This is a genomic window from Mycobacterium sp. SMC-11, assembly GCF_046250095.1.
GTDB lineage: Bacteria > Actinomycetota > Actinomycetes > Mycobacteriales > Mycobacteriaceae > Mycobacterium > Mycobacterium heraklionense_A.
On record NZ_CP176430.1, the window covers coordinates 936,889 to 959,751 of the forward strand.

The window sequence follows — 22,863 nt, forward strand, 5'->3', positions numbered from 1 at the left end:
CGGTGCGGTGGGTGACCTATCGAAGCGAAGACGGTGAGCGCACGGGGGTCCTGGACGGGGACGTGGTCCATGCGCTGCCGCCCGGTGTGACGCTACTGGAGCTGATCCGGCTCGGGCCAGATGGTCTGCGCGACGCCGGCGAACGGGCGTTGGCCGCGCCGGCGGCGACGGTGCGGGCCGATCAGGTGACGCTGATGGCGCCGATCCCGCGTCCGCCGTCGATCCGCGACAGCCTGTGCTTCCTGGACCACATGCGCAACTGCCTGGCCGCGACCGGCCGCAGCCGCGACCTCGACGACACCTGGTACCGAATCCCGGCGTTCTATTTCGCCTGCCCGGCAACGGTTCTAGGGCCCTATGACGATGCGCCCATGGCGCCCGGCAGTGTCTGCCAAGACTTCGAGTTGGAGGTCGCCGCGATCATCGGCACGCCCGGCGCGAACCTGTCGGTAGAGCAAGCCGAGCAGGCCATCATCGGCTATACGATTTTCAACGACTGGTCGGCGCGGGACCTGCAGGCCCAGGAGGGCGTGCTGGCGATCGGGCAGGCCAAGGGCAAGGACAGCGGGGTCACCTTGGGTCCCTACCTGGTCACCCCCGACGAGCTGGAGCCCTACCGTCGCAACGGCAGACTCAGCCTGCACGCCACCGCGATCGTCAACGACGTGATCGTGGGTATCGGGTCGACCGAGGCCATGGACTGGAGCTTCGGCGAGATCATCAGCTACGCGTCGCGCGGGGTGCCGCTGGAACCGGGTGACGTCTTCGGATCCGGCACAGTGCCGACCTGCACCCTGCTCGAGCACCTCGATCCCGCTCTGCCGCAACCGTTTCCGGGTTGGCTGAGTGACGGTGACGTGGTGACCCTGCAGGTGCAGGGCCTCGGCGAGGTGCGTCAGACGGTGCGTGCCAGCGCTCCGCCGATACCGTTGGCGGAGCGCCCGCGCCCCTAGGGTGCCTAGGGTGCCTAGGACGCCTTGACGGTGACCGTGATGGCCGAGGCGCCGTCTGAGGTGATGATCAGCTGCGAGGCGTTGGGTCCGGAGGTGACATGTCCGCCGGTCACTTCGACGGTGTAGCCGTTGGGGTATTGGTTGGGGGGAACCGAGATGGTGGTCTGGGAGCCGGCGCCGAAGGTGCCGGATCCGTCGGCCTGGTCGGTGGAGTAGCTGAAGGAGAAGACACCGCCCGAGAACGACCACGAGGTCGGGATGCCCGAGATCAGCTGCGGGTAGGGCTGGGCCAACGTGTCGAGTTTGTCCCAGTTGACGTTGTCTCCGACCGGTGGCTTGCTCGGGTCGAACACCAGCGCCTGGTCCTCCGGTGAGATGCTGGTGATGTCCTTGCCGGAGTAGGCCCATTCGGCCCAACCGAACAGCGCCCGGTTGGTGGCCTGCAGGCTCGCTTCGATGGCTCCAATGTTGTTGGTAGCGCCGAATTCGCTGAACCAGCCCGGGATATTGTGGGCCTGGGTGTAGTCCATCGCGTAGTCGAGGACGACGTCGGCGTTCCAGTCGCAACCGAAGCTGGTCCCGGGGAACAGTGAAGCCGTGAGGCAGTAGTGGTGGAACGAGAAGGCCGAGTTCGGGTCGTCCACCGTGCCCAAATTCGTCGGCACCGGCAGGCTGCCGAAGAGGGCGGGCGGTTCGAAGAACACGGTCTTGTTCGGGTCGACGGATCGGATGGCCGCGTCGATCTGGTTGTAGAACGGGGTCAGTTGCTGGGCTTCGAAGTACGAGTTGCCCAAGATGCTGCCCAGCCAGTGCGTGCCGGCCCACGGCTCGTTCATGATGTCGTAGCCGGCGACATTGGGATCGCCCTTGAAGTAGTTCGCGACGGCCTGCCACGACAACGCGTAGTGGTTCTGCAGCCCGATCCCGTCGGAGGCCTTCGTGTTGGCCCAGAACGTATCCCAGGCGTGGTTCTGCGCCGGGCTCACGGGGTAGGTGAATGGGAAACCCAAGCCGATGTGAGGTAGCCCGCCGTTGAAGGTGGCCCAGTCCGGAGCGCCCTCGCCGCCGAACTCCTCGTTGTAGAGGTCCTGATGCATGTCGAGAACCGCCACGATGTTGTGCCGCGCCAGCATGTCCACGGTTTCCTTGACCGACGCCAGGTAGTCGTAGTCGATGACACCGGGTTGGGGCTCCACCCCGGCCCAGATGATGCCCAGGCGCACCGAATTGAAGCCGTTGGCGGCCAGGAAGGCGGCATCGTCGTCACTGAAGCCGTCGCCAGAGGGCGCATATGGGGCGACCTTGTAGACCTGGTTGAGGCCGTGCCAGATGACGACCTGGCCGTCGGCGTTGGTGAGCCAGCCGTTGGACACCTCCACCACAGGGGCAACGGTGCCGGTGATACCGCCGGGCAGGGCACCGAATTGGCCTACGGCGCCGTGGGTTCCATCGAGCAGACCGGCCACCCCGCCGACGCCGCCCAGCGCGGGCAGTCCAGCCAGGGTGGCGCCGTCACCGGCGTCGCCGCCATGGCCGCCGTTGCCGAACAGCCAACCGGCGGCTCCACCGTCGCCGCCGACGGCACCGGCACCGCCGTCGCCGCCCGCGCCGCCGTTGCCGAGGATTCCGCCGGCGGCTCCGCCGTGGCCGCCGGCGACGCCGTCGGTGGTGCTGTTCCAGCCGGCGCCGCCGTTGCCGAAGAGCCAGCCGCCGTTCTCGCCGTCGGGGTGGTCCTCGGTGCCGTCGGCGCCGTTGCCGATGACCGTGGAGCCGAACAGCGTGTTGATGGCGCCGTTGACCTGGATGCCCAGGTCGCTGTCGATCCACTTCTCGGCGAGGCTGTACAACCCGGCATAGGGGTCGAAAGCGAAGCCGAAGGCTGCGCCCGGTTCGGCCAGTGCGGCGAAGGCGGCGTCCCAGTGGCCGGAGGACAAGAAGGTGTCCCACGCGGTCGCGTCGAACAGGGCGTCACCGTCCAGGGTGCCTTCGGTGGTGACGAACGGCGTGAACAGCACGTCCATCATGTCGTCGAGGTCGGCGTGGGCCGGCGGCGTTATGGGAGCGATCGCCAAGAACGCGGCGATTCCGACAACCTTGCTGCCCACAACCTTGCTGCGGTGACGAGACATCCCGACAAACCCTTCTCATGGACAACGGCCGATGCTGAAGTCTGCCTGAGAAGGTAAACGAGTTACTTAGCCTGCGCAAGGGTGCGGTAGGGGAGGTGCGGGCTTCGCTCGCTCGCCCAGTCCGAAGTGATCCGCCATTTCGCCGCCTAGGACGCCCTCACGGTCACCGTGATGGTGGTGGCCGTGTCGGAGTCAGACGCGATGGTCAGCACCGGCGCGTTGGGTCCGGAGGTGACGTGTCCGCCGGTCACATTCACCGTGTAGCCGTTGGGGTATTGGCTGGTCGGGACGGAGATGGTGGTCTGCGATCCGGCTGCGAAGGTCCCGGTACCGTCGGCCTGGTCGGTGGAGTAGCTGAACGAGAAGACTCCGCCCGAGAACGACCAGGAGCTCGGGGTGCCCGAGATCAGCTGCGGGTAGGGCTGAGACAGGGCGTCGAGTTTGTCCCAGTTGACGTTGTCGCCGACCGGAGGCTTGGTCAGGTCGTAGACCAGAGCCTGATCGTTCGGTGAGGTACTGGTGATGTCGCCTCCGGTGTAGGCCCACTCGGTCCAACCGATCAGGTGCTGATTGGCGGCGTTCATTCCGGCGGTGATGGCCGGGATGTTGTTGGTGGCGCCGAACTCGCTGAGCAACGCCGGAATGTTGTGCTCCTGCGCGTAGTCCATCGCGAACCCGAACGAGAGGTCGGCATTCCAATCGCAACCGAAGCTCATGGTCGGGAACAGTGCGTTCACCATGCAGTAGTGGTGGAACGAGAAGACGGTGTTGTCGTCGTCGACCGTTCCCAGGTGGTTCGGCACCGGCAGGCTGGCCTCGAGGGTGGTGGGTCCGAAGAACACCGTCTTGTTCGGGTCGACGGAGCGGATGGCTTCGGTGATCTGGTTGTAGAACGGGGTCAGCTGCTGGGAGTCGAAGTAGGGGTTGCCCAACAGGCTGCCCAGGGTATGGGTGCCTGACCACGGCTCGTTCATGATCTCGTAGCCGGCCACGTTGGGGTCGCCCTTGAAGTAGTTGGCAACGGCCTGCCACATCAGACCGTAGTGGTTCTGCAACCCGATCCCATCGGGTGCTTTGTCGTTGGCCCAGAACGCGTCCCAGGCGTAGTTCTGTGCCGGGCTGACGAAGTAGCTGCCCGGGAAGCCTGCCTCGACGTTGGGGAGCCCGCCGGTTAAGACGGCCCAGTCTGGCGCGCCGTCGCCGCCCAGGCTGCCGCTGTACAGGTCTTGGTGCATGTCGAGGATGGCGACGATGTTGTGGTTCGCCAGCATCTGGACGGTCTGTTGGAGCGACGCGAGGTAGCTGTAGTCGATGACGCCGGGTTCGGGTTCGACCCCGGCCCAGATCACGCCCAGGCGGACCGCGTTGAAGCCGTTTGCGGCCAGGAAGGCGGCATCGTCGTCGCTGAACCCGCCGGCGGACGGTTCGTAGGGGGCGATCTTGTAGACCTGGTTGAGCCCGTGCCACATGACGACCTGGCCGTCGGAGTTGGTGAGCCAGCCGTTGGACACCTCCACCGGCGGGGCGACCGTTCCGGTGATCCCGCCCGGCAGTGCGCCGTAGTGGCCGACGTCGCCGTGGGTGCCATAGAGCAGGCCGGCCACCCCGCCGACGCCGCCGAGTGCGGGCAGTCCGGCCAGGGTGGCGCCGTCGCCGGCGTCGCCGCCGTGGCCGCCGTTGCCCCACAGCCAGCCGCCGGTGCCGCCGTCGCCGCCGACGGCACCGGCACCGCCTTCGCCGCCGGCGCCGCCGTTGCCGAAGAGCCCGACCGCCGAGCCGCCGTGGCCGCCGGCGACGCCGTCGGTGGTGCTGTTCCAGCCGGCGCCGCCGTCACCGAAGAGCCAGCCGCCGTTCTCGCCGTCGGGGTGCTCTTCGGTGCCGTCGGCGCCGTTGCCGATGACCGTGGAGCCGAACAGCGTGTTGATGGCGCCGTTGACCTGGATGCCCAGGTCGCTGTCGATCCATTTCTCGGCGATGTCGTGTAGGCCGGCGTAGAAGTCGAAGGCCAGCGCGGGGCTGGGTTCGGCCAGTGCGGCGAAGGCGGCGTCCCAGTGGCCGGAGGACAAGAAGGTGTCCCAGGCGGTCGCGTCGAACAGGGCGTCACCGTCCAGGGTGCCTTCGGTGGTGACGAACGGCGTGAACAGCACGTCCATCATGTCGTCGAGGTCGGCGTGGGCCGGCGGCGTTATGGGAGCGATCGCCAAGAACGCGGCGATTCCGACAACCTTGCTGCCCACAACCTTGCTGCGGTGACGAGACATCTCGACAAACCTTCCCTGACACGCCTGTTTCTGAGCCCTGTCTGAGAAGCTAAATGAATTATTTAACAACGCGCAAGGGTGTGGCGGAAAAGGGATGCGATTCGGTGCCCGGTTGGCGCCTCCGTGCCGCGGCTGGACTAGCGGTTATAGCTGGTGGGCGCGTTGCAACGCCGTCACGAATGAAATCGCGCGATAGTTCGCGGCGACAACTATTTCGAAAGCCCGATCAGCACTGGGTCGCGGCGCGGATCCATTGGCGACGAGCTTCGCTCTGCCCGGCCTCAGCTGCTGCGGCGCGAAGCAGGCGGATTATCCGCTGGTGGTCACCGTGGCCGATTTGTGGCTCAACCGGTAGATACTTCTGTGTCTTCATGTGTGAATACCCCCTGCAGGTCACGCAACGAGAACTGCAGTACCCGACCGCTGTGGGTGGGCGGTCGGCGCACATATCGGTTAACGCCGGCGGCGGCGAAAACGATCCCGATTCAGCCGAATAAAACGGTGAGGGTGCACACGTGTGAGCGAAGACGTGACGGGCGTCACCCCGCCTTGGCGATGACGTGCTCGGCGAACCGCTCCAGGTTGCGGATCTTGGTGTCCAGCGGCTCGGTGTCGGGACCGACGATATAGGGCACCCGGAAGCCGACGATGACGTCGGTAACGCCCTTGTCCTCCAGGCGCTTGATGCCGTCGAGGGTGAATCCGTCGACCGAGATCACGTGGATCTCGAACGGCTCATCGGCGCGGCCCTCTTCCTCGCGGAGCTGCCTGAGTCGGGTGATGAGTCCATCGAGCTCGGCCGGGTCGCCGCCTCCGTGCATCCAGCCGTCATGGCGTGCCGCGCGGCGCAGTGCTGCTTCGGCGTGGCCACCGATCAGGATCGGGATCGGCTGCGTGGGGGCCGGGGTCATTTTGGTCTTGGGAATGTCGTAGAACTCGCCGTGGAACTCGAAGTAGTCGCCGGTGGTGAGGCCCTGGATGATCTCGATGCACTCATCCATCCGCTTGCCGCGCCGGGCGAACGGGACCCCCATCAGCTCGTAGTCCTCCGGCCACGGGCTGGTGCCCACGCCCAGTGCCAGCCGGTTGTTGATCATCGCGGCCAGCGAGCCGGCCTGCTTGGCGACCAAGGCCGGCGGGCGGATCGGCAGCTTGACCACGAACGGGGTGAACCGCAGCGTGCTGGTGACCGCGCCCAATGCTGCGATCAAGACGAAGGTCTCGATGAAGGCCTTGCCGTCGAGGAATTCCCGGTTGCCGTCGGGGGTGTAGGGATATTTCGAGTCCGATTCGAACGGGTAGGCGACGCTATCGGGGATCGTCATGCTGTGGTACCCGGCGGCCTCGGCGGCTTTGGCGAGCGGAATGTAATAGCTCGGGTCGGTCATCGCTTCGGCGTAGGTGAACCGCACGTCGTCTCCTCGGTCTTTCGGTGGTGGGGCGCTGTTCTCTGCATAGCAGACTGGCCCGCCGCGACCGGAGTGGGGGGAGTGCGTTCACATACGCGGCGGCATCACGACCTCGACGTCCTCCAAGGGATACGGCGGATATCCAGCGGCTCCGATCACGGTCAGCGTGCCCCAGGGTGTCCGCTCGGCGACGCGCCCTTCGGCCGTGTGATCGCCAATCCGGATGCTGACCTTCGAACCGGTGATGCCCGCGCCCGGAAGGTCGTTGAAAAACATTCCCTGCCAATGGTATTGGCCATCAATCGGATCGAAGTGGCCGGTCAGGCGGACCTGCGTCGGGTAATCCGCGCCGTTGTGGGTGAGAACCGCTGGGCCATCGTAGGTTTCGTCATCAACGCGCACCGACCCGGTGAGGTAGAACCGGGAGATCCCCCGCGTCGGCAGCAGCGGATGCACCCGCAGCCGAGGCGAGCGAGACTCGATGCGGCTGGCCCCGCTACGGCGTAGGGCATCGATGAGCCCGGCCACATACCGGGCCTGCCGATGGGTGTGCGGGCCGGGGATGTGGAAGCGGTTGGGGACTCCGTGCCTGGCGACAGTGTCGTCGGTTGAGGCGGCGGTGCCGATCAGCGTGCGGGCGGCCATCTCTTCACCGTCGGCGGTGGTCACCGTCCAGGTGTCGGTACCGCTGTCGAATCTGGTGGTCACGTTCGTCGCATCGACGGCGCGAACACCGTCGATCAATCCGTGCAGGGGTGCCGGGTCGCCCAGCACCACCACGTCGAGGATGCCGTTGCGGCTCACAGGAATCCGGCCCGCCGCCACATCCGCCGGGCTAGCCCGCCCATCAGTCCGACTTCGGTGAAGAACGCGGCCAGTGGCGCGAACGACGAGCGGGACGCCGCGTGGAAATGCGGGTTGGCCCGCGCCACCCGGCGAGCTTCGCGACCGTCCAGCCCGACGCGGTTATAGACGACCGGCAGGGTGAACAGGTGGCGGTAGAACGGTCCGCCGACGCCCTGCAGGTTGGCCAACAGCATCCGGCGGTAGCGGGGCATCGCCGGGACGCTGCGCCGCAGACCGTCGCGGGCGTACTGAATGTGGCGGGCTTCCTCGGTGACATGGATGCGCATCACCCGCCGCACGATCGGCTGCAGGTCCGGGTCGTCGAGGATCTGGCGCTGCAGCGCGTCAAAGATCTCCTCGCCGACCAGTGCCGCTCCCCACAAGATGCTCCCGCGGAACAGGAATGGAAGCGCGTTGATGACGATGCGCTGATGCAGGCGCGGGCGTACCGGCACGCCGCCGATCCGGTCGATGGTCTTGCCGAACATCAGCATGTGGCGGGTCTCGTCGCCCAGTTCGGTCAGCGAGTAGTGGGTGGTGCGTGCGGTGGGGTTCTTGTGCATCATGTCGCGCAGCAGTGCCTGGTTGAGGATGTTCTCGAACCAGATGCCGGCCGACAGGACATTGACCAGCTCTTGGCGTGACATCTCGATCTGCTGTTCGCGGGACATGGACTCCCACAGGCCGGTGCCGTAGAGGGTGCACATCCGCGGCGGCAGGAAGAACTTGTCCTCCTCCAGCGGGGCGTTCCAGTCGATGTCGACGACCGGTGCGTAGGACCTTTTCACCGAGCCCTTCAGTAGACGCTCGGCAAATTCCTCCCGGGTCGGTTCGCTCGGCCGCACCGCAGTGGTCATGACGCAATCCCTTCTCGCTCGGACTTGTAAAAACTAGGAGCCGCACCAAGGCATGTCAATACCGACGGTACCGGATACCGCCGGTTCTTTGTGTGATGCCCGTCACGCGGCCTGGCCTGGCCGTATCTGTGGGGTGCGGGCCCGCGCCGGGGCTGCCGGGAGCTGGCTCTAGTTGGGTTTGGTCGTCCCGGGATTCCGGCCCGACGCAATTGGGAAAGTCAGGTTCTCGTCGTTTGCCCCGTGGCAAGATCTGCGCATGGGACCCTTCCTGCTCCGCGCCGCGCTGACCGGACTCGCCTTGTGGATCGTCACTCAGATCGTTCCGGGGATCGAGATCGTCGGTGGCGACACCACGCTGCAACGGGTGGGCATCATCTTCGTCATCGCCTTGATCTTCGGGCTGGTGAACGCCTTCATCAAGCCGGTGGTGCAGCTGCTGTCGATACCGCTGTACATCATCACGCTGGGGCTGTTCCACATTGTGGTCAATGCGCTGATGCTCTGGATCACCGCGTGGATCACCGACAAGACGGCCAAACACTGGGGCCTCTACATCGCCGATTTCTGGTGGGACGCGATCTGGGCGGCGATCGTTTTGTCACTGGTGGGCTGGGTATTGTCGCTAGTCGCCGGACGTATTGCCAGATAAACGGGCAGACTCGGGGGCATGCCGGAGCTGCCCGAGGTCGAAGCACTCGCCGATCATCTGCGTCGGCACGCCACTGGTTGCACCATCGGCCGGATCGACGTGGCGGCGCTGTCGGTGCTCAAGACATTCGATCCGCCGCCGACGGCGTTGCACGGTCAGCAGGTGACCGGTGCGCACCGCTGGGGCAAGTATCTGGGGTTGCAGGCCGGTGAGCTGTTCTTGATCGCGCACCTGTCTAGGGCGGGTTGGCTGCGCTGGTCGGATCAGCTGGCGGCCGCGCCGCTGCGACCGGGGAAGGGACCGATCGCGCTGCGGGTGCACCTGGGCGTCCCGGGGCAGGCACCCGGCTTCGATCTCACCGAAGCCGGCACCCAGAAGAGGCTCGCGGTCTGGTTGGTCGACGACCCGGTCAAGGTGCCGGGCATCGCCACACTGGGGCCGGATGCGCTGGCGATCGACGCCGACGCGCTGGCTGGCTTGCTGGCCGGCAATACCGGTCGCATCAAAACCGTCCTGACCGATCAGAAGGTGATCGCCGGAATCGGCAACGCCTACAGCGACGAGATCCTGCACACCGCCCGGTTGTCGCCATTCGCCACCGCCGGCAAACTGTCGACGGCTCAGCTGACCGCACTGCACGACGCCATGCACACCGTGCTGACCGACGCCGTCACCCGCTCGGTCGGCCAGCAGGCCGCCACCTTGAAGGGGGAGAAGCGCTCGGGTCTGCGGGTTCACGCCCGAACCGGGCTGCCGTGCCCGGTATGCGCCGACACGGTTCGGGAAGTATCTTTCGCCGATAAGTCATTTCAGTACTGCCCGACCTGCCAGACCGGCGGCAAGGTGCTGGCCGACCGACGGATGTCGCGACTGCTCAAGTAATTCTTCGACCTGATTTCGGCAGGCTGCGAACGTCGTTAAGCTGCCCTGGTGACCCGTCAGAGAATCCTCATCACTGGTGCCAGTTCAGGGCTGGGTGCGGGCATGGCTCGCGTTTTCGCTGCGCGGGGACGTGACCTGGCCCTGTGCGCCCGCCGGACGGACCGGCTTGATGAACTGAAAATCGAACTGACAGAAAAATTTCCAGCAATCAATGTTGTGGTGGCTGCACTCGACGTGAATGACCACGACGCAATACCCAAGGTGTTCAACCACTTCGTCGACGAGCTGGGTGGAATCGACCGGGTCATCGTCAATGCCGGCATCGGCAAGGGCGCCCCGCTCGGATCCGGCAAGCTGTGGGCCAACAAGGCCACCATTGAAACGAACTTGGTGGCCGCGCTGGTGCAGATCGAGACCGCGCTGGAGATATTCAAGTCTGCCGGCAGCGGCCACCTGGTGCTGATCTCATCGGTGTTGGGCAACAAGGGTGTTCCCGGCGTCAAGGCGGCGTACGCCGCCAGCAAGGCCGGGGTCTCGTCGCTAGGGGAATCGCTGCGGGCGGAGTACTCGCGCGGACCGATCAAGGTGACCGTGCTGGAACCGGGCTACATCGAATCGGAGATGACCGCCAAATCGGCGTCCACCCTGTTGATGGTGGACACCGAATCCGGGGTCAAGGCCATGGTGCGTGCCATCGAACGCGAAACCGGCCGGGCTGTCGTTCCGTCCTGGCCGTGGGCCCCGCTGGTATGGCTGCTGCGCCGCTTGCCGCCGCAGTACACCAAACGCTTCGCCTGATCGGTTCCCGCTCGGGTCAGCGGGTCATCCACTCCAGGGCCTTGGCCCGGCGGCGGTAGATCAGCAGCACCGCCTTGGCGATCAAGAACGCCACGGCCACCCCCATCAGCAGCGTGGACACGGCGTAGGCCCCGTACTCGGCCCCGCGGTGGTAGCGATCGTTGACCAGCAGGGTCAGGGTCTGCGAGTGTCCCGGCAGGTTCGACGACACCATGATGACCGCGCCGAACTCGCCGAGTGTGCGCGCCGTGGTCAACACCACGCCGTAGGTCAGTCCCCACCGGATCGACGGCAGCGTGACCCGCCACAGCGTCTGCCACGCATTGGAACCCAGCGTTGCTGCGGCCTGCTCCTGTTCGATTCCGATCTCCACGAGCACCGGCTGGACCTCGCGCACCACGAACGGCAGCGTGACGAAGATGCTGGCCAGAACCATCCCGGGCAGCCCGAAGATGATCTTGAATCCCAGGTTGTTCTCGACGAAGCCCAGCGCCCCCGACGACCCCCACAATGCGATCAGGGCGACCCCGACGATGATCGGCGAGACCGCAAACGGCAGGTCCAGGATCGCCTGAAGGATTGATCGACCCCGGAATTTGTTGCGCACCAGCAGGATCGACGTTGAAACACCGAACAAGGCGTTCAGCGGCACCACGATGATCACCAGTAGCAGCGACAGCTTCAGCGCCGAGATCGCCGCGGGGGTGCTGATCCAGGCCCAAAACTGGGCGAAACCGTGCTCAAACGTTCGGTACAGAATCACCGACACCGGGGCGATCAGCATGACACCGATATAGGTCAAGACGGTGAAGCGCAGCAGGTGGCGCTTCTCCGGCCGCGCTGTCACTCGGCCTCCTCTTCGCGCTTGGCCGCACGCCCACCCACGGTCCGCAGCAGCACCAGTACCGCGAATGAGATCGCCAACAACACGATCGAGATCGCCGCCGCGCTGGTGTGGTCGTCGTTTTCGATCAGCGAGCGAATCCACTGCGACGACACCTCGGTCTTGCCCGGCACGGCACCGCCGATCGTCACGACCGAGCCGAACTCGGCTACGCACCGCGAAAACGCAAGTCCGGCACCGGTCAACAACGCCGGCTGCAACGACGGCAGCACCACCGTCTTGAAGGTGACCAGCCGAGTCGCGCCGAGTGCCGCGGCCGCCTCCTCGACGTCGCGGTCGATCTCCATCAGCACTGGCTGGACGGCACGGACCACCAGCGGCAGCGTGACGAAGGCCAGTGCCATCGCGACGCCGGGCGGGGTGTGCTGCAGATGAATGCCGATCGGACTGGAGTTGCCGTAGAGGGCGAGCATCACCAAGCTGGTGACGATTGTCGGCAGCGCAAACGGCAGATCGATCAGCGCATCGATCACTCCCTTTCCGACGAAGTCGTCGCGCACCAATACCCAGGCGGTCGCCAAGCCGAACACCACGTCGAGCACGGTGACCAGGACCGAGATCGTCAATGTCACGCGGAACGATTCGAGTGCCGCGTGCGAGGTGACGGCCAGCCGGAAGCCGTTCCAGCCCCTACCGCCGGCCTGCCACGCGATGGCGACCAACGGCAGCAGCACGATCACCGACAGCCACAGCGTGGTCACGCCGATGCGCAGCGGCGTGATGACGGACCGGCTCGGGCCGGCGGGCAGGGCAGCGGCGCCGTCCACCACCTCCGTGCCGGGGTCGACACGCTGCGCCGGGTCGAGGGGAGTCGCGACTGTCATCGGCCGGATCCGAAAGAAGAGTGCATGCTGGCCTTCCAATGCCCGAGATGTTCGGCACCGGTCACCGAAAGTGACTACCGAGAATTAGCAAGTGGCGGGGGAGTCAGCGACAACAGTGCACAAAGCCCGCGAAGCCACTGCCGAGGGCGCCGCGACGGCCGAACGCCCCTGCGGCGCTCTGCCCAACACGGAATGGCATCTGCATGGCGCGTAGCTTAAGGAAACCTGGACGTCGAAATCTTTGTCGTGCCGCGATAGGTTTCCCGGCCGGATTGCAATCTCTCGCACTTCAGCAGGGCCGACATCGACGCCCGGCGGCAAAAAGTCAGCGTGAGGAAAATTCCGAAGGCTGTGGCTACTTCCAGTCCCAGACCGACATGTCGCCTGCCGGATAGTTCATGCAGATGTCGGTGGTGCGGGCGGCCACGCCTTTGTTGTTGAAGAACAGCTTGGCCCAGTTAGGCCAGCGCCACGACATGGTTTCGAAAAAGGCATTGGTGGCGGTGTCCTCGGAATACTGGCGGCGGCCGGCGTAGTCCATGGCGAAGAACCAGTGGATGCGGTCCCGGGCGCCTTGCTGGTCGGCGGCGGGCTTGTTGTTGTAGTCGATCATGTAGCGCTCGTAGTAGACCGGCGCGACGTCGCGGGCTGCGGCCATGACCTGTTCGGCCGAGCAGGGGGTGCGCAGGATCCGGCTGGGGATCGGGTAGTCGTCGGTAGCGTCGGCGGCAACGACACCGGCGGTGGTCACGGCGCCGATCAGGGCTGCTGCGGCGATGCCGAGGTGGACTGCATATTTCACGCCAGGGCCTCCTCGGGCTGTCGTTGGACGGGATCGGGCCACTTCGCGGGAACCGGCCGCTGGCGCACCAGCTGCGGCCACCAGAACCACTTGCCCAGCAACGCCGCGATCGACGGCGTCATGAACGACCGCACGATCAAGGTGTCGAACAACAGGCCCAGACCAATGGTCGTACCGATCTGCCCGAGGATCACCAGGGGGCTGAAGATGAAGGCTGCCATCGTTGCCGAGAACACCAGACCGGCGGCGGTGACCACAGAACCGGTGCCGCCCATCGAGCGGATGATGCCGGTGTTGAGGCCCGCGTGCATCTCCTCCTTGAAGCGGGACACCAACAGCAGGTTGTAGTCCGCCCCCACCGCTAGCAGCAAGATGATGGCCAGTGGCACCACGACCCAGAAGAGATGAATCCCGAAGATGTACTGCCACACCAGGACCGACAAACCCACCGATGCCCCCAATGAGAGGACGACGGTGCCGACGATGACGAAGGCGGCGACAAGGCTGCGCGTCACAACCACCATGATCAGCAGAATGAGGGCGACTGCGGCCAACGCCGAGATCAGCAGGTCGTACTTCATTCCCTCTTGGATGTCTTTATTGGTCGAGCCGATACCCGCGACATAGATCTTGGCGTCTGACATCGGTGTCGCCTTGAGGGCATCGAACACCGATTCCTTGATGGCGTTGATGTGCGGAATCGCCCCGGGATTAGCGGGATTGCCCTGATGGGTCACGATCATCCGCGCCGCCTTGCCATCGGGCGACAAGAACAGCTTGAGGCCGCGCTTGAAGTCAGGGTTGTCGAAGGCCTCCGGCGGCAAGTAGAAAGTGTCGTCGTTCTTGGCATCGTCGAACGCCTTGCCCATCGCAGTGGCGTTGTTCAACGCTTCTTCGCTCTGGGCATTGATGCCGCCGTTGGTCGCGAAATTCGACAGTGTCAGTTCGCGGTTGCGCTCCTGAATCGCGATCTGCGGCGGCAACAGTGCCACCAGCTGTGGTTGTAGGGCGTCGAGGCTGTCGAGGCTGGCGGTGATGTTGCCGAACTTCTCGGATAGCTCGGAGATCCCGTCCAGCGAGTCGAACACCGAGCGCAGCGCCCAACACATCGGAATGTCGAAACAGTGCGGCTCCCAGTAGAAGTAGTTGCGCAGGGGGCGGAACTGGTCATCGAAATCAGCGAGTTTGTCGCGCAGCGCGTTCATCGTCGTGACGGTGTCGTGGAACGCCTCGGTTTGTTCGTGGGTGACCGCGGCGCTCTGTTGCTGCAGGGCGAGCTGTTGCCTGAGTACGGCGATCGTGTTGTCGATCTCGCCGGCCTGCTTCAGCAGATCGTTGGCTCGGTCCTTCTGGTAGTCGAGGTTCATGATCTGGCTCGCGCTCGATGCGCTGATCTGGAACGGAATGGAGCTGTGCGTGATCGGCGTTCCGAGCGGTCGCGTGATGGACTGCACCAGTGCGATTCCCGGTGTGTGGAGCACTGCCTTGGCCGCACGTTCGAGTATCAGCATGTCGGCCGGGTTGCGCATGTCGTGATCGGTCTCGATCATCACCAACTCGGGATTGATCCGCGCTTCGGTGAAGTGGCGTTCGGCGGCCTCCATTCCGACGACACCGGGTGCGCTGGTGGGGATGTAGGGCCGGTTGTCGTAGCTGGTCTGGTAGCCGGGCAAGGCGAACACGCCGATGAGCGCAACCATGCCGGTGACCACCAGGATCGGCCCGGGCCAGCGCACGATTGCGGTGCCGATCTTCCGCCAGCCCCGCGTCCGTTGAGCGACCTTGGGCTCCATCAGCCCGAATCGGGTGGCGATCAACAACACGGCGGGCCCCAGCGTCAGGGCGGCCGCCAAGGTCACGAGAACACCGATGGCAGCCGGGATCCCGAGTGTCTGGAAATAGGGGAGCCGGGTGAAGCCCATGCACGCGACCGCGCCGGCGATGGTCAATCCCGATCCGACCATGACGTGGACGGTGCCGCGCCACATGTCGTGATACGCCGCGATCCGGTCCATCCCCTTGCCACGCGCCTCTTGGTAGCGCCCGACGACGAAGATCGCATAGTCGGTCCCGGCTGCAATAGCCAAGAGCGTCAAGAGATTCGTCGCGTAGGTGGACAGGCCGATGACGCCGGAGTGGGCGAGGACCGCGACGACGCCCCGTGCCGCCATGAGCTCGACGGCCACCGTCAGCAAGACGATCGCCATCGTCACAACGGAGCGGTAGACGAACAGCAGCATGAGGCCGATGACCAGGAAGGTGATCGCGGTGACCTCGTGGGTACCGGCGCTGCCGACCTCGAAGTTGTCCGTCACCAGCGGCGACGCGCCGGTGACGTAGGCCTTGATGCCGGGCGGGGGTGGCGTGGCGTCGACGATCTTGCGGACGGCGTCGACGGATTCGTTCGACATCGCTTCGCCCTGATTGCCGCGCAGATAGATCTGGGTAAGGGCCGCTTTGCCGTCTTTGCTCTGTGAGCCGCCGGCGGTTAGCGGATCGCCCCAGAAGTCCTGGACGTGCTCGACGTGTTCGGTGTCGGCCTGCAGCTTCTTCACCAGGCCGTCGTAGTACTCGTGTGCTTCGGGCCCCAGTGGCTGATCGCCCTCAAGCACGATCATGGCCGCACTGTCGGAATCGAATTCGCCGAAGACCTGCCCGATGTGTCGCATCGCGAGAATGCCCGGCGCGTCGGGCGCGTTCTGCCCGACTGAGCGTTCCCAGCCGACGACCTCGAGCTGGGGTGCGATGGCGTTCGAAACGGCAGCGATGGCGATCCAGATGAACAGGATCGGTACGGACATCCTCCGGATGAGCCGGGCAGGCAGGCTGCCGTCGTGGGCGTCGAGAGCGGTGTCGGCGTGCTGGCCGCTCATGCCGTCTTGTCCAGGCACGCGATGTATCCGTTCACGTGGTTCGTAGACCTTTCATCCGTGACGACGCCGTTGACGGTGATTCGGCAGCCGATGGTGTTGCCGTCGCCCTGTGCGCGAAGGTCGGCGTACATAGTCGGGTCGTCGGTGGTCAGCGCCTGTGACCACGGCAGCGGGACGCTTTCGACGCGTTGCGGCTGGGCGTTGATGTCCAGAAAGTTGATGGTGGCCACGGATCCGGGCGAACCGAACACCTCGAACAACACCTGTTTAGGGTTGTAGCCGGTGTTCTCCAAGGCCTCTGAGCCGGGCCTCGAGATCTCGTTGTTCGAGCCGAAGATGCCGCGCAGTCGGTCGACGCTGAACCCGACCAGAGCGACCACCACGATCGCCACGATCGCCACCCACTGCCGGCGGACCAATTTGGTTACCGAAAACTTCTTCACAACAAAGCCTTTCGACGCCGCGCTGACGATCCCGCCGAATGCGATGCGGTGAAATTGTCGCGTAGGATGGAAACGGTACGGTACCGTGCCGATGGATCGCAACTTGTTTGACATCTGCGCAAATGGCTGCTCTCGCGGAACAACCGCGGCGCGCTGGGTAAGGGGACGACGATTTCCAAAGACTGTGGCGACGGCTCGGTGTGCCCGTGGAGCGAGCGGGAGGCCGAGCTGTTGGCGATCACCCTGGAGTTGCTGCAGGAGCATGGATACGACCGACTCACTGTCGAAGCCGTCGCGATCAGGGCCAAAGCCAGTAAGGCCACCATGTATCGGCGTTGGCCGACGAAGGCGGACCTGGTACTCGCAGCGTTCATAGAAGGAACCCGCGCGTCGGCCAGCCCGCCGAATACCGGCTCACTGCGTGGCGACCTGCTGGAGATCGGCAGTTGGACCCGTGGCCAAGCGCTGGAACACATGCGCACTATGCGCGCGGTGCTGAACGAGATGTCACACAGCCCCGCCTTGCAGGAGGCGATGCAGCAGAAATTTATCCAGCATCGCAACCTCGTGATGGACACCGTGCTGGCCGATGCCGTCGCGCGCGGTGAGATCGAGGCCTCGGCGATCAACCAGGAGATCTACGATCTACTGCCGGGCTACCTGGTGTTTCGGGCACTGGTTTCCGATCGGCCGCCGACGGAGGAAACGGTCCGCGTTGTGGTCGACGAGGTGCTGCTGCCCAGCCTGCGGGCCAAGGCTGGCGGGCAACAGCCGACCTAGTCACCCTCGGGCAGTAGGAATTACGACGATGCCCGGCCCCGCTCCGCCCGGTAGCGGCGCACCAGCGCGTCGGTGGAACTGTCGGTCTGGGGCTGTGGGGCGGCGTCGTCGGTGAGTACCGGCAGCAGTGCCTTGGCCTGCGTCTTGCCCAGCTCCACACCCCACTGGTCGAAGGAGTCGATGCCCCACACCACACCCTCGGTGAACACCTGGTGTTCGTAGAGCGCGATCAGCTGGCCCAGCACCGACGGCGTCAGTTGGGTAGCCAGAATCGAGGTCGTCGGGCGGTTGCCGGGCATGACCTTGTGCGGCACGACATCCGCGGGGGTGCCTTCGGCGGCGATCTCCTCGGCGTTCTTGCCGAACGCCAGCACCTGGGTCTGGGCGAAGAAGTTGCTCATCAACAGGTCGTGCATGCTGCCGGTACCGTCCGCGGTGGCCAGGTCGTCGACGGGTTGGGAGAAGCCGATGAAGTCGGCAGGTATCAGCCGGGTGCCCTGGTGCAGCAGTTGATAGAACGCGTGCTGGCCATTGGTTCCTGGTTCGCCCCAATAGATTTCACCGGTATCGGTGCTGACCGGTGTGCCGTCGGCGCGGGTCGACTTGCCGTTGGATTCCATGGTGAGCTGCTGCAGATAAGCCGCGAAGCGGTCCAGATCGTTGGAGTAGGGCAGCACCGCGCGGGACTGGGCGCCGAAGAAGTTGGAGTACCACACCCCGATCAGGCCCAGCAGCGCCGGCGCATTGGATTCCAAAGGCGCGGTACGGAAGTGCTCGTCGACGATATGGAAACCGGACAAGAACTCCGCGAAGCGCTCCCGGCCGATGACGGCCATCACCGACAGTCCGATCGCCGAGTCCACCGAGTACCGGCCGCCGACCCAATCCCAGAAGCCGAACATGTTCGCGGTGTCGATGCCGAACTCCTCGACCAGCGCAGCGTTGGTGGAGACCGCTACGAAATGCTTGGACACCGCGGCGTCGCCCAGCGCGTCGGTAAGCCAGCGGCGCGCCGCAGTGGCGTTGGTCAGCGTCTCCAGGGTCGAGAATGTCTTGGAGGCGACGACGAAAAGTGTGGTGGCCGGATCCAGGCCGGCCAGCTTGGCGGTCAGGTCGGCCGGATCGACGTTGGACACGAATCGTGCCGAGATGCCGGCGTCGGCGTAGTGGCGCAACGCCCGGTCCACCATCACCGGACCCAGATCCGAGCCGCCGATACCGATATTGACCACGGTCTGGATGTGTTTGCCGGTGGCACCGGTCCATTCGCCGCTGCGCAACCGGTCGGTGAAATCGCCCATCGCGTCGAGCACCGCGTGGACGTCGGCCACGACATCCTGGCCGTCGACGTGTAGATCGGCGTTGCGCGGCAGCCGCAACGCGGTGTGCAGCACCGCCCGGTCCTCGGAGGTGTTGATGTGCACCCCGGCGAACATCGCATCGCGCCGGTCCTCCAGACCGGCCGTCCGGGCCAGATCGACCAACAAGCGCACGGTCTCGGAAGTGATGCGGTGCTTGCTGTAGTCGATGTAGAGATCACCGACGGTGGCGGTGAACCGTGAGCCGCGTTCGGGATCGTCAGCGAAGAACTCACGCAGGTGGGTGTCGCCGATCTGCTGGTGATGCTTGCGCAACGCGTTCCAGGCCGGGGTGGTGGAGATGTCCGGGATCTGGGAAACGGGGCTCATACCCCGACATTAGCGGCGGGTCGCCGGCGCCGGTGCGGCGCCGGACGTACAGCGGCGATCGCAAGCGCGGCGGAGCCGGGCGCAGCGGGTCGTCGCCATCGGCCCCGCGGCGATCGCAAGCGCGGCGATCGCAAGCGCTAAGGCCTAGTGGCCGAGTCGGCCGCGGCCGAGCCGCAGCAACAACATCGCCAGGTCCTTGCCGTCCTGGCCGAGCTCGCTGTAGCGCTCGAGCACCTTCATCTCGCGGCTGTGCACCAGGCGGGTGCCGCCGGACGCCATCCGGGCCTTACCGATCTCCTGCGAGATCTCGGTGCGGCGCTTCACCGCGGCCAGGATCTCGGCGTCGAGCCGGTCGATCTCGTGGCGCAGCTCGTCAATGTCGGGCAGCTGTTGGGGTTGGGCAGACATGATCAAAACTCCAGGTTCTCGCTGTTGGTGGTTTCTGGTCCCATCGGCGATCCGGCCTCACACAACAGACGAGCCCCGGGTCGGCGAAGCGGACCGCGGGGCTTGGCGTTGCAGCTAAACCACGGGCACCGCTGACCGGTACCCGTAAAAAAATCGACGCTGCATGTCGAGCACGCACCGAGTCTGCCACTAAGGGTCGTGCCAGCGCAAAGACTGTCGCCGGGCGGCGGTACGTTGGGTTGCGATATGACAGTGCACGCCAGTCCGCAGACCGACCACCTCCTCGATGGGCTCAACCCGCAGCAGCGGCGGGCCGTGCTGCACGAGGGCTCCCCGCTCTTGATCGTGGCCGGAGCCGGCTCGGGCAAAACCGCGGTGCTCACCCGGCGCATCGCCTACCTGCTGGCCGCCCGCGACGTCTCGGTGGGCCAGATCCTGGCGATCACCTTCACCAACAAGGCCGCCGCCGAGATGCGTGAGCGGGTGTCGAGTCTCGTCGGACCCCGGGCGCGGGTGATGTGGGTATCGACGTTTCACTCCACCTGCGTGCGGATCCTGCGTAACCAGGCCTCGGTCGTCCCCGGCCTGAACTCGAACTTCTCGATCTATGACGCCGACGATTCGCGGCGGCTGCTACTGATGATCGGTCGCGACATGGGCCTCGACGTAAAACGGCACTCGCCGCGGTTGCTGGCCAATGCGATCTCCAACCTGAAGAACGAACTGATCGACCCGGACCGGGCGCTGGCCGACCTCACCGAGAGCTCCGATGACCTGAGCCGGGTGGTGGCTTCTGTCTACGCGGAGTATCAGCGCCGGCTGCGGTCGGCCAACGCGCTGGATTTCGACGACCTGATCGGTGAGACGGTCGCGATTCTGCAGGCGTTCCCCGAAATCGCCCAGCACTACCGGCGCCGATTCCGGCACATCCTGGTCGACGAATATCAGGACACCAACCATGCCCAGTACATGCTGGTGCGCGAGCTGGCGGGGCACTCCGTCGAAGGCGGGCAGTCCGACGACATCCCCCCGGCGGAACTGTGCGTGGTCGGTGACGCCGATCAGTCGATCTATGCCTTCCGCGGCGCCACCATCCGCAACATCGAGGATTTCGAGCGCGACTACCCCAACGCGACCACCATCCTGCTGGAGCAGAACTACCGCTCCACGCAGAACATCCTCTCGGCAGCCAACGCGGTGATCGCCTACAACTCCGGGCGCCGGGAGAAGCGACTGTGGACCGACGCCGGTGACGGCGAGCTGATCGTGGGCTACGTCGCCGACAACGAACACGACGAGGCGCGGTTCGTCGCGCAGGAGATCGATGAGCTGACCGATTCGGGCGCGGTCAACTACAGCGACGTCGCGGTGTTCTACCGCACCAACAACGCGTCGCGGTCGCTGGAAGAGGTGTTCATCCGCAGCGGTATCCCGTACAAAGTCGTTGGCGGCGTGCGCTTCTACGAACGCAAAGAGATCCGCGACATCATCGCCTACCTGCGAGTGCTCGACAATCCTGGCGACGCGGTCAGCCTGCGACGCATCCTCAACACCCCACGCCGCGGTATCGGCGACCGTGCGGAGGCGTGCGTATCGGTGCACGCGGAGAACACCGGTACCGGATTCGCCGCCGCGCTGGCTGCCGCCGCCGAGGGCGGCGTGCCAATGCTCAACAGCCGTTCGCAGAACGCGATCGCTGCCTTCGTGGCGATGCTCGAGGAGTTGCGGGCGCACCTGAACACCTGCGACGACGACCTCGGCTCTCTGGTGGAGCTGGTGCTGGACCGCACCGGCTACCGCACCGAGCTGGAGGCCTCGACCGATCCGCAGGATCTGGCCCGCCTCGACAACATCAACGAACTCGTCAGCGTCGCACACGAATTCAGCATTGACCGGGCCAATGCACTCGCCGACCAGGACAGCACCCTCGAGGAGGAGGACGTGCCTGACGTCGGGGTGCTGGCGGCGTTTCTGGAGCGGGTGTCGCTGATCGCCGACACCGACGAGATCCCCGAGCATGGGTCAGGCATGGTCACCCTGATGACGTTGCACACCGCCAAAGGGCTGGAGTTCCCGGTGGTGTTCGTCGTCGGCTGGGAGGACGGCATGTTCCCGCACATGCGCTCACTGGGGGATGCCCGCGAGCTGTCCGAAGAACGCCGGCTGGCCTACGTAGGGCTGACCCGGGCGCGGCAACGGCTGTACCTGAGCCGGGCCAAGGTGCGTTCGTCGTGGGGCCAGCCCATGTTGAACCCGGAGTCGCGATTCCTGCGGGAGATCCCGCAGCAGCTCATCGACTGGCGCCGGACCGATGTCACGGCCGCACCGAGCGCCCCGGTCAGCGGCGCCGGCCGGTTCGGGACCCCGAGACCGGCGCCGAGCCGATCGGGCAACCGGCCGTTGCTGGTGTTGGCGCCGGGGGATCGGGTCACGCATGACAAGTACGGCCTGGGCCGGGTGGAGGAAGTCTCCGGGGTGGGCGAGTCGGCGATGTCGCTGATCGACTTCGGCAGTTCCGGGCGGGTCAAGCTGATGCACAACCATGCGCCGGTGACCAAACTCTAGCGGCGCCGTCGGCTTACGGGCCGGGCTTGAATCGGCAGTTCAGCTTCGTCTCTCCTCCGTCGAGGCTCGCTAACTGCCGGGCTTGAATCGGCAGTTCAGCTTCGCCTCTTCTCCGTCGAGGCTCGCTAACTGCCGGGCTTGAATCGGCAGTTCAGCTTCGCCTCTTCTCCGTCGAGGCTCGCTAACTGCCGGGCTTGAATCGGCAGTTCAGCTTCGCCTCTCCTCCGTCGAAGCTCGCTAACTGCCGAAGAGCCAGCGTCTGGTGGCCGGGTGCAACGCTGTCGCGACGGTGGCGATCTGGATGACCGGGATGACGTGCACGATCCCCGGCACGCGGGCGCCCGCCAGGAACAGACTGCCGAAAGTCAGCAGGGCGACCACCGCGCCGACCGCAATCAGGTAGCGGCCGACTGGGCGCCGCAGCAGCAGCATGATCACGCCGGACACCGTCGTCCCGGCGAATACCAGGCTCAAGAAGCCGACTGCGACGCAGAACAGCCGGTCGGTGTGCCACCAACTGGCGATCAGATCGGTGGAGACCACCGAGGTGGCCCAGCAGCCGATCAGGGCGAGCACGCAAGCACCGATCGCTACGCCGGCTGACGGGAATCGCGCCGGCAATACCGCCGGGCTGGGCTGGATGGCCGGCGGGATCCGCCCTGAGCCGGTGACGATCGGGATGGCGCCGGTGGGTGCCCGGCGAATGATGCGGCTGGGAGAACTCACCGGATCGGTCCCGGCGGGTCTGGAAGAACTGGCGCCGGTCGGTGGCTGGTGGCGGTCGCTCACCAT

At 65.5% G+C, this 22,863-nt stretch carries 18 protein-coding genes and 2 pseudogenes; 7 read left to right on the forward strand and 13 right to left on the reverse strand.

The features are described 5' to 3' along the window. Positions 1 to 2: 2 nt before the first annotated feature. A pseudogene (locus tag ACKY0X_RS04495) lies at positions 3 to 950 on the forward strand (fumarylacetoacetate hydrolase family protein); the annotation flags it as partial. Positions 951 to 967: 17 nt separating this feature from the next. Here the strand turns inward: ACKY0X_RS04495 and ACKY0X_RS04500 are convergent. The 5 genes from ACKY0X_RS04500 to ACKY0X_RS04520 all read right to left on the reverse strand — a co-directional run bounded on the left by ACKY0X_RS04500 (position 968) and on the right by ACKY0X_RS04520 (position 8,455). Next, complete coding sequence (locus ACKY0X_RS04500; protein WP_409428481.1) at positions 968 to 3,082, reverse strand: cellulase family glycosylhydrolase; 2,115 nt, start codon at positions 3,080 to 3,082, stop codon at positions 968 to 970. A gap of 146 nt (positions 3,083 to 3,228) precedes the next feature. Beyond that, positions 3,229 to 5,343, reverse strand: coding sequence for a cellulase family glycosylhydrolase (locus ACKY0X_RS04505; RefSeq protein WP_409428482.1), 2,115 nt, complete (start codon positions 5,341 to 5,343; stop codon positions 3,229 to 3,231). Between the two features lie 539 nt (positions 5,344 to 5,882). After that, positions 5,883 to 6,755, reverse strand: coding sequence for a TIGR03619 family F420-dependent LLM class oxidoreductase (locus ACKY0X_RS04510; protein ID WP_409428483.1), 873 nt, complete (start codon positions 6,753 to 6,755; stop codon positions 5,883 to 5,885). Positions 6,756 to 6,839: 84 nt separating this feature from the next. Then, positions 6,840 to 7,556, reverse strand: a complete 717-nt coding sequence (locus tag ACKY0X_RS04515) for a DUF4873 domain-containing protein (protein WP_409428484.1) — start codon at positions 7,554 to 7,556, stop codon at positions 6,840 to 6,842. After that, positions 7,553 to 8,455 (reverse strand): AurF N-oxygenase family protein, encoded by a 903-nt coding sequence (locus ACKY0X_RS04520; RefSeq protein WP_409428485.1) that lies wholly within the window; start codon positions 8,453 to 8,455, stop codon positions 7,553 to 7,555. The genes ACKY0X_RS04515 and ACKY0X_RS04520 overlap by 4 nt, the downstream gene beginning before the upstream one ends. A gap of 256 nt (positions 8,456 to 8,711) precedes the next feature. Between ACKY0X_RS04520 and ACKY0X_RS04525 the strand changes: the two genes are divergently transcribed. The 4 genes and pseudogenes from ACKY0X_RS04525 (at position 8,712) to ACKY0X_RS04540 (ending at position 10,784) form a co-directional block, all read left to right on the forward strand. Beyond that, positions 8,712 to 9,104 carry a phage holin family protein gene (locus tag ACKY0X_RS04525; protein WP_409428486.1) on the forward strand — a complete coding sequence of 131 codons (393 nt, stop codon included), beginning with the start codon at positions 8,712 to 8,714 and terminating at the stop codon, positions 9,102 to 9,104. 18 nt (positions 9,105 to 9,122) lie between these two features. After that, a pseudogene (locus tag ACKY0X_RS04530) lies at positions 9,123 to 9,365 on the forward strand (DNA-formamidopyrimidine glycosylase family protein); the annotation flags it as partial. Between the two features lie 153 nt (positions 9,366 to 9,518). Continuing rightward, positions 9,519 to 9,986: a zinc finger domain-containing protein gene (locus ACKY0X_RS04535; RefSeq protein ID WP_409429501.1), complete on the forward strand. Its 468-nt coding sequence runs from the start codon at positions 9,519 to 9,521 to the stop codon at positions 9,984 to 9,986. 48 nt (positions 9,987 to 10,034) lie between these two features. Further along, positions 10,035 to 10,784, forward strand: a complete 750-nt coding sequence (locus ACKY0X_RS04540) for an SDR family oxidoreductase (RefSeq protein WP_409428487.1) — start codon at positions 10,035 to 10,037, stop codon at positions 10,782 to 10,784. Positions 10,785 to 10,800: 16 nt separating this feature from the next. Here ACKY0X_RS04540 and cysW read toward each other — a convergent pair whose 3' ends face one another. The 5 genes from cysW to ACKY0X_RS04565 form a co-directional block, all read right to left on the reverse strand. After that, positions 10,801 to 11,631, reverse strand: a complete 831-nt coding sequence (gene cysW / locus ACKY0X_RS04545) for a sulfate ABC transporter permease subunit CysW (RefSeq protein ID WP_409428488.1) — start codon at positions 11,629 to 11,631, stop codon at positions 10,801 to 10,803. Further along, positions 11,628 to 12,512 carry a sulfate ABC transporter permease subunit CysT gene (gene cysT / locus ACKY0X_RS04550; protein WP_409428489.1) on the reverse strand — a complete coding sequence of 295 codons (885 nt, stop codon included), beginning with the start codon at positions 12,510 to 12,512 and terminating at the stop codon, positions 11,628 to 11,630. The genes cysW and cysT overlap by 4 nt, the downstream gene beginning before the upstream one ends. Positions 12,513 to 12,867: 355 nt before the next feature. Continuing rightward, positions 12,868 to 13,314: a DUF5078 domain-containing protein gene (locus ACKY0X_RS04555; protein WP_409428490.1), complete on the reverse strand. Its 447-nt coding sequence runs from the start codon at positions 13,312 to 13,314 to the stop codon at positions 12,868 to 12,870. Continuing rightward, the gene (locus ACKY0X_RS04560; protein WP_409429502.1) at positions 13,311 to 16,187 is read right to left on the reverse strand and encodes an RND family transporter; all 2,877 of its coding nucleotides are present in this window, start codon (positions 16,185 to 16,187) and stop codon (positions 13,311 to 13,313) included. The genes ACKY0X_RS04555 and ACKY0X_RS04560 overlap by 4 nt, the downstream gene beginning before the upstream one ends. Beyond that, positions 16,184 to 16,630, reverse strand: a complete 447-nt coding sequence (locus ACKY0X_RS04565) for an MmpS family transport accessory protein (RefSeq protein ID WP_409429503.1) — start codon at positions 16,628 to 16,630, stop codon at positions 16,184 to 16,186. Before ACKY0X_RS04565 ends, ACKY0X_RS04560 begins: the two co-directional genes overlap by 4 nt. A 153-nt stretch (positions 16,631 to 16,783) precedes the next feature. On the opposite strand from ACKY0X_RS04565, the gene ACKY0X_RS04570 reads away from it, so the two are divergent. Beyond that, entirely contained in the window at positions 16,784 to 17,410 is a 627-nt protein-coding gene (locus ACKY0X_RS04570) for a TetR/AcrR family transcriptional regulator (RefSeq protein WP_409429504.1), read from the forward strand. Positions 17,411 to 17,430: 20 nt separating this feature from the next. Here the strand turns inward: ACKY0X_RS04570 and pgi are convergent, their stop codons facing one another. After that, positions 17,431 to 19,098 (reverse strand): glucose-6-phosphate isomerase, encoded by a 1,668-nt coding sequence (pgi, locus tag ACKY0X_RS04575; RefSeq protein WP_409428491.1) that lies wholly within the window; start codon positions 19,096 to 19,098, stop codon positions 17,431 to 17,433. A gap of 144 nt (positions 19,099 to 19,242) precedes the next feature. Continuing rightward, positions 19,243 to 19,506 carry a chorismate mutase gene (locus ACKY0X_RS04580; RefSeq protein ID WP_024443709.1) on the reverse strand — a complete coding sequence of 88 codons (264 nt, stop codon included), beginning with the start codon at positions 19,504 to 19,506 and terminating at the stop codon, positions 19,243 to 19,245. Between the two features lie 246 nt (positions 19,507 to 19,752). On the opposite strand from ACKY0X_RS04580, the gene pcrA reads away from it, so the two are divergent. Next, a complete protein-coding gene (gene pcrA / locus ACKY0X_RS04585; RefSeq protein ID WP_409428492.1) occupies positions 19,753 to 22,071 on the forward strand; it encodes a DNA helicase PcrA in 2,319 nt (772 codons plus the stop codon). Positions 22,072 to 22,308: 237 nt separating this feature from the next. Here pcrA and ACKY0X_RS04590 read toward each other — a convergent pair whose 3' ends face one another. Next, positions 22,309 to 22,863: a hypothetical protein gene (locus ACKY0X_RS04590; protein WP_409428493.1), complete on the reverse strand. Its 555-nt coding sequence runs from the start codon at positions 22,861 to 22,863 to the stop codon at positions 22,309 to 22,311.

Bases quoted from the DNA above. Each gene is read 5' to 3' on its own strand.
- ACKY0X_RS04500 (WP_409428481.1), bottom strand. From the start codon at position 3,082: ATGTCTCGTCACCGCAGCAAGGTTGTGGGCAGCAAGGTTGTCGGAATC.
- ACKY0X_RS04505 (WP_409428482.1), bottom strand. From the start codon at position 5,343: ATGTCTCGTCACCGCAGCAAGGTTGTGGGCAGCAAGGTTGTCGGAATC.
- ACKY0X_RS04520 (WP_409428485.1), bottom strand. From the start codon at position 8,455: ATGACCACTGCGGTGCGGCCGAGCGAACCGACCCGGGAGGAATTTGCC.
- ACKY0X_RS04525 (WP_409428486.1), top strand. From the start codon at position 8,712: ATGGGACCCTTCCTGCTCCGCGCCGCGCTGACCGGACTCGCCTTGTGG.
- cysT (WP_409428489.1), bottom strand. From the start codon at position 12,512: ATGACAGTCGCGACTCCCCTCGACCCGGCGCAGCGTGTCGACCCCGGC.
- ACKY0X_RS04560 (WP_409429502.1), bottom strand. From the start codon at position 16,187: ATGAGCGGCCAGCACGCCGACACCGCTCTCGACGCCCACGACGGCAGC.
- pgi (WP_409428491.1), bottom strand. From the start codon at position 19,098: ATGAGCCCCGTTTCCCAGATCCCGGACATCTCCACCACCCCGGCCTGG.
- ACKY0X_RS04580 (WP_024443709.1), bottom strand. From the start codon at position 19,506: ATGTCTGCCCAACCCCAACAGCTGCCCGACATTGACGAGCTGCGCCAC.
- pcrA (WP_409428492.1), top strand. From the start codon at position 19,753: ATGACAGTGCACGCCAGTCCGCAGACCGACCACCTCCTCGATGGGCTC.
- ACKY0X_RS04590 (WP_409428493.1), bottom strand. From the start codon at position 22,863: ATGGTGAGCGACCGCCACCAGCCACCGACCGGCGCCAGTTCTTCCAGA.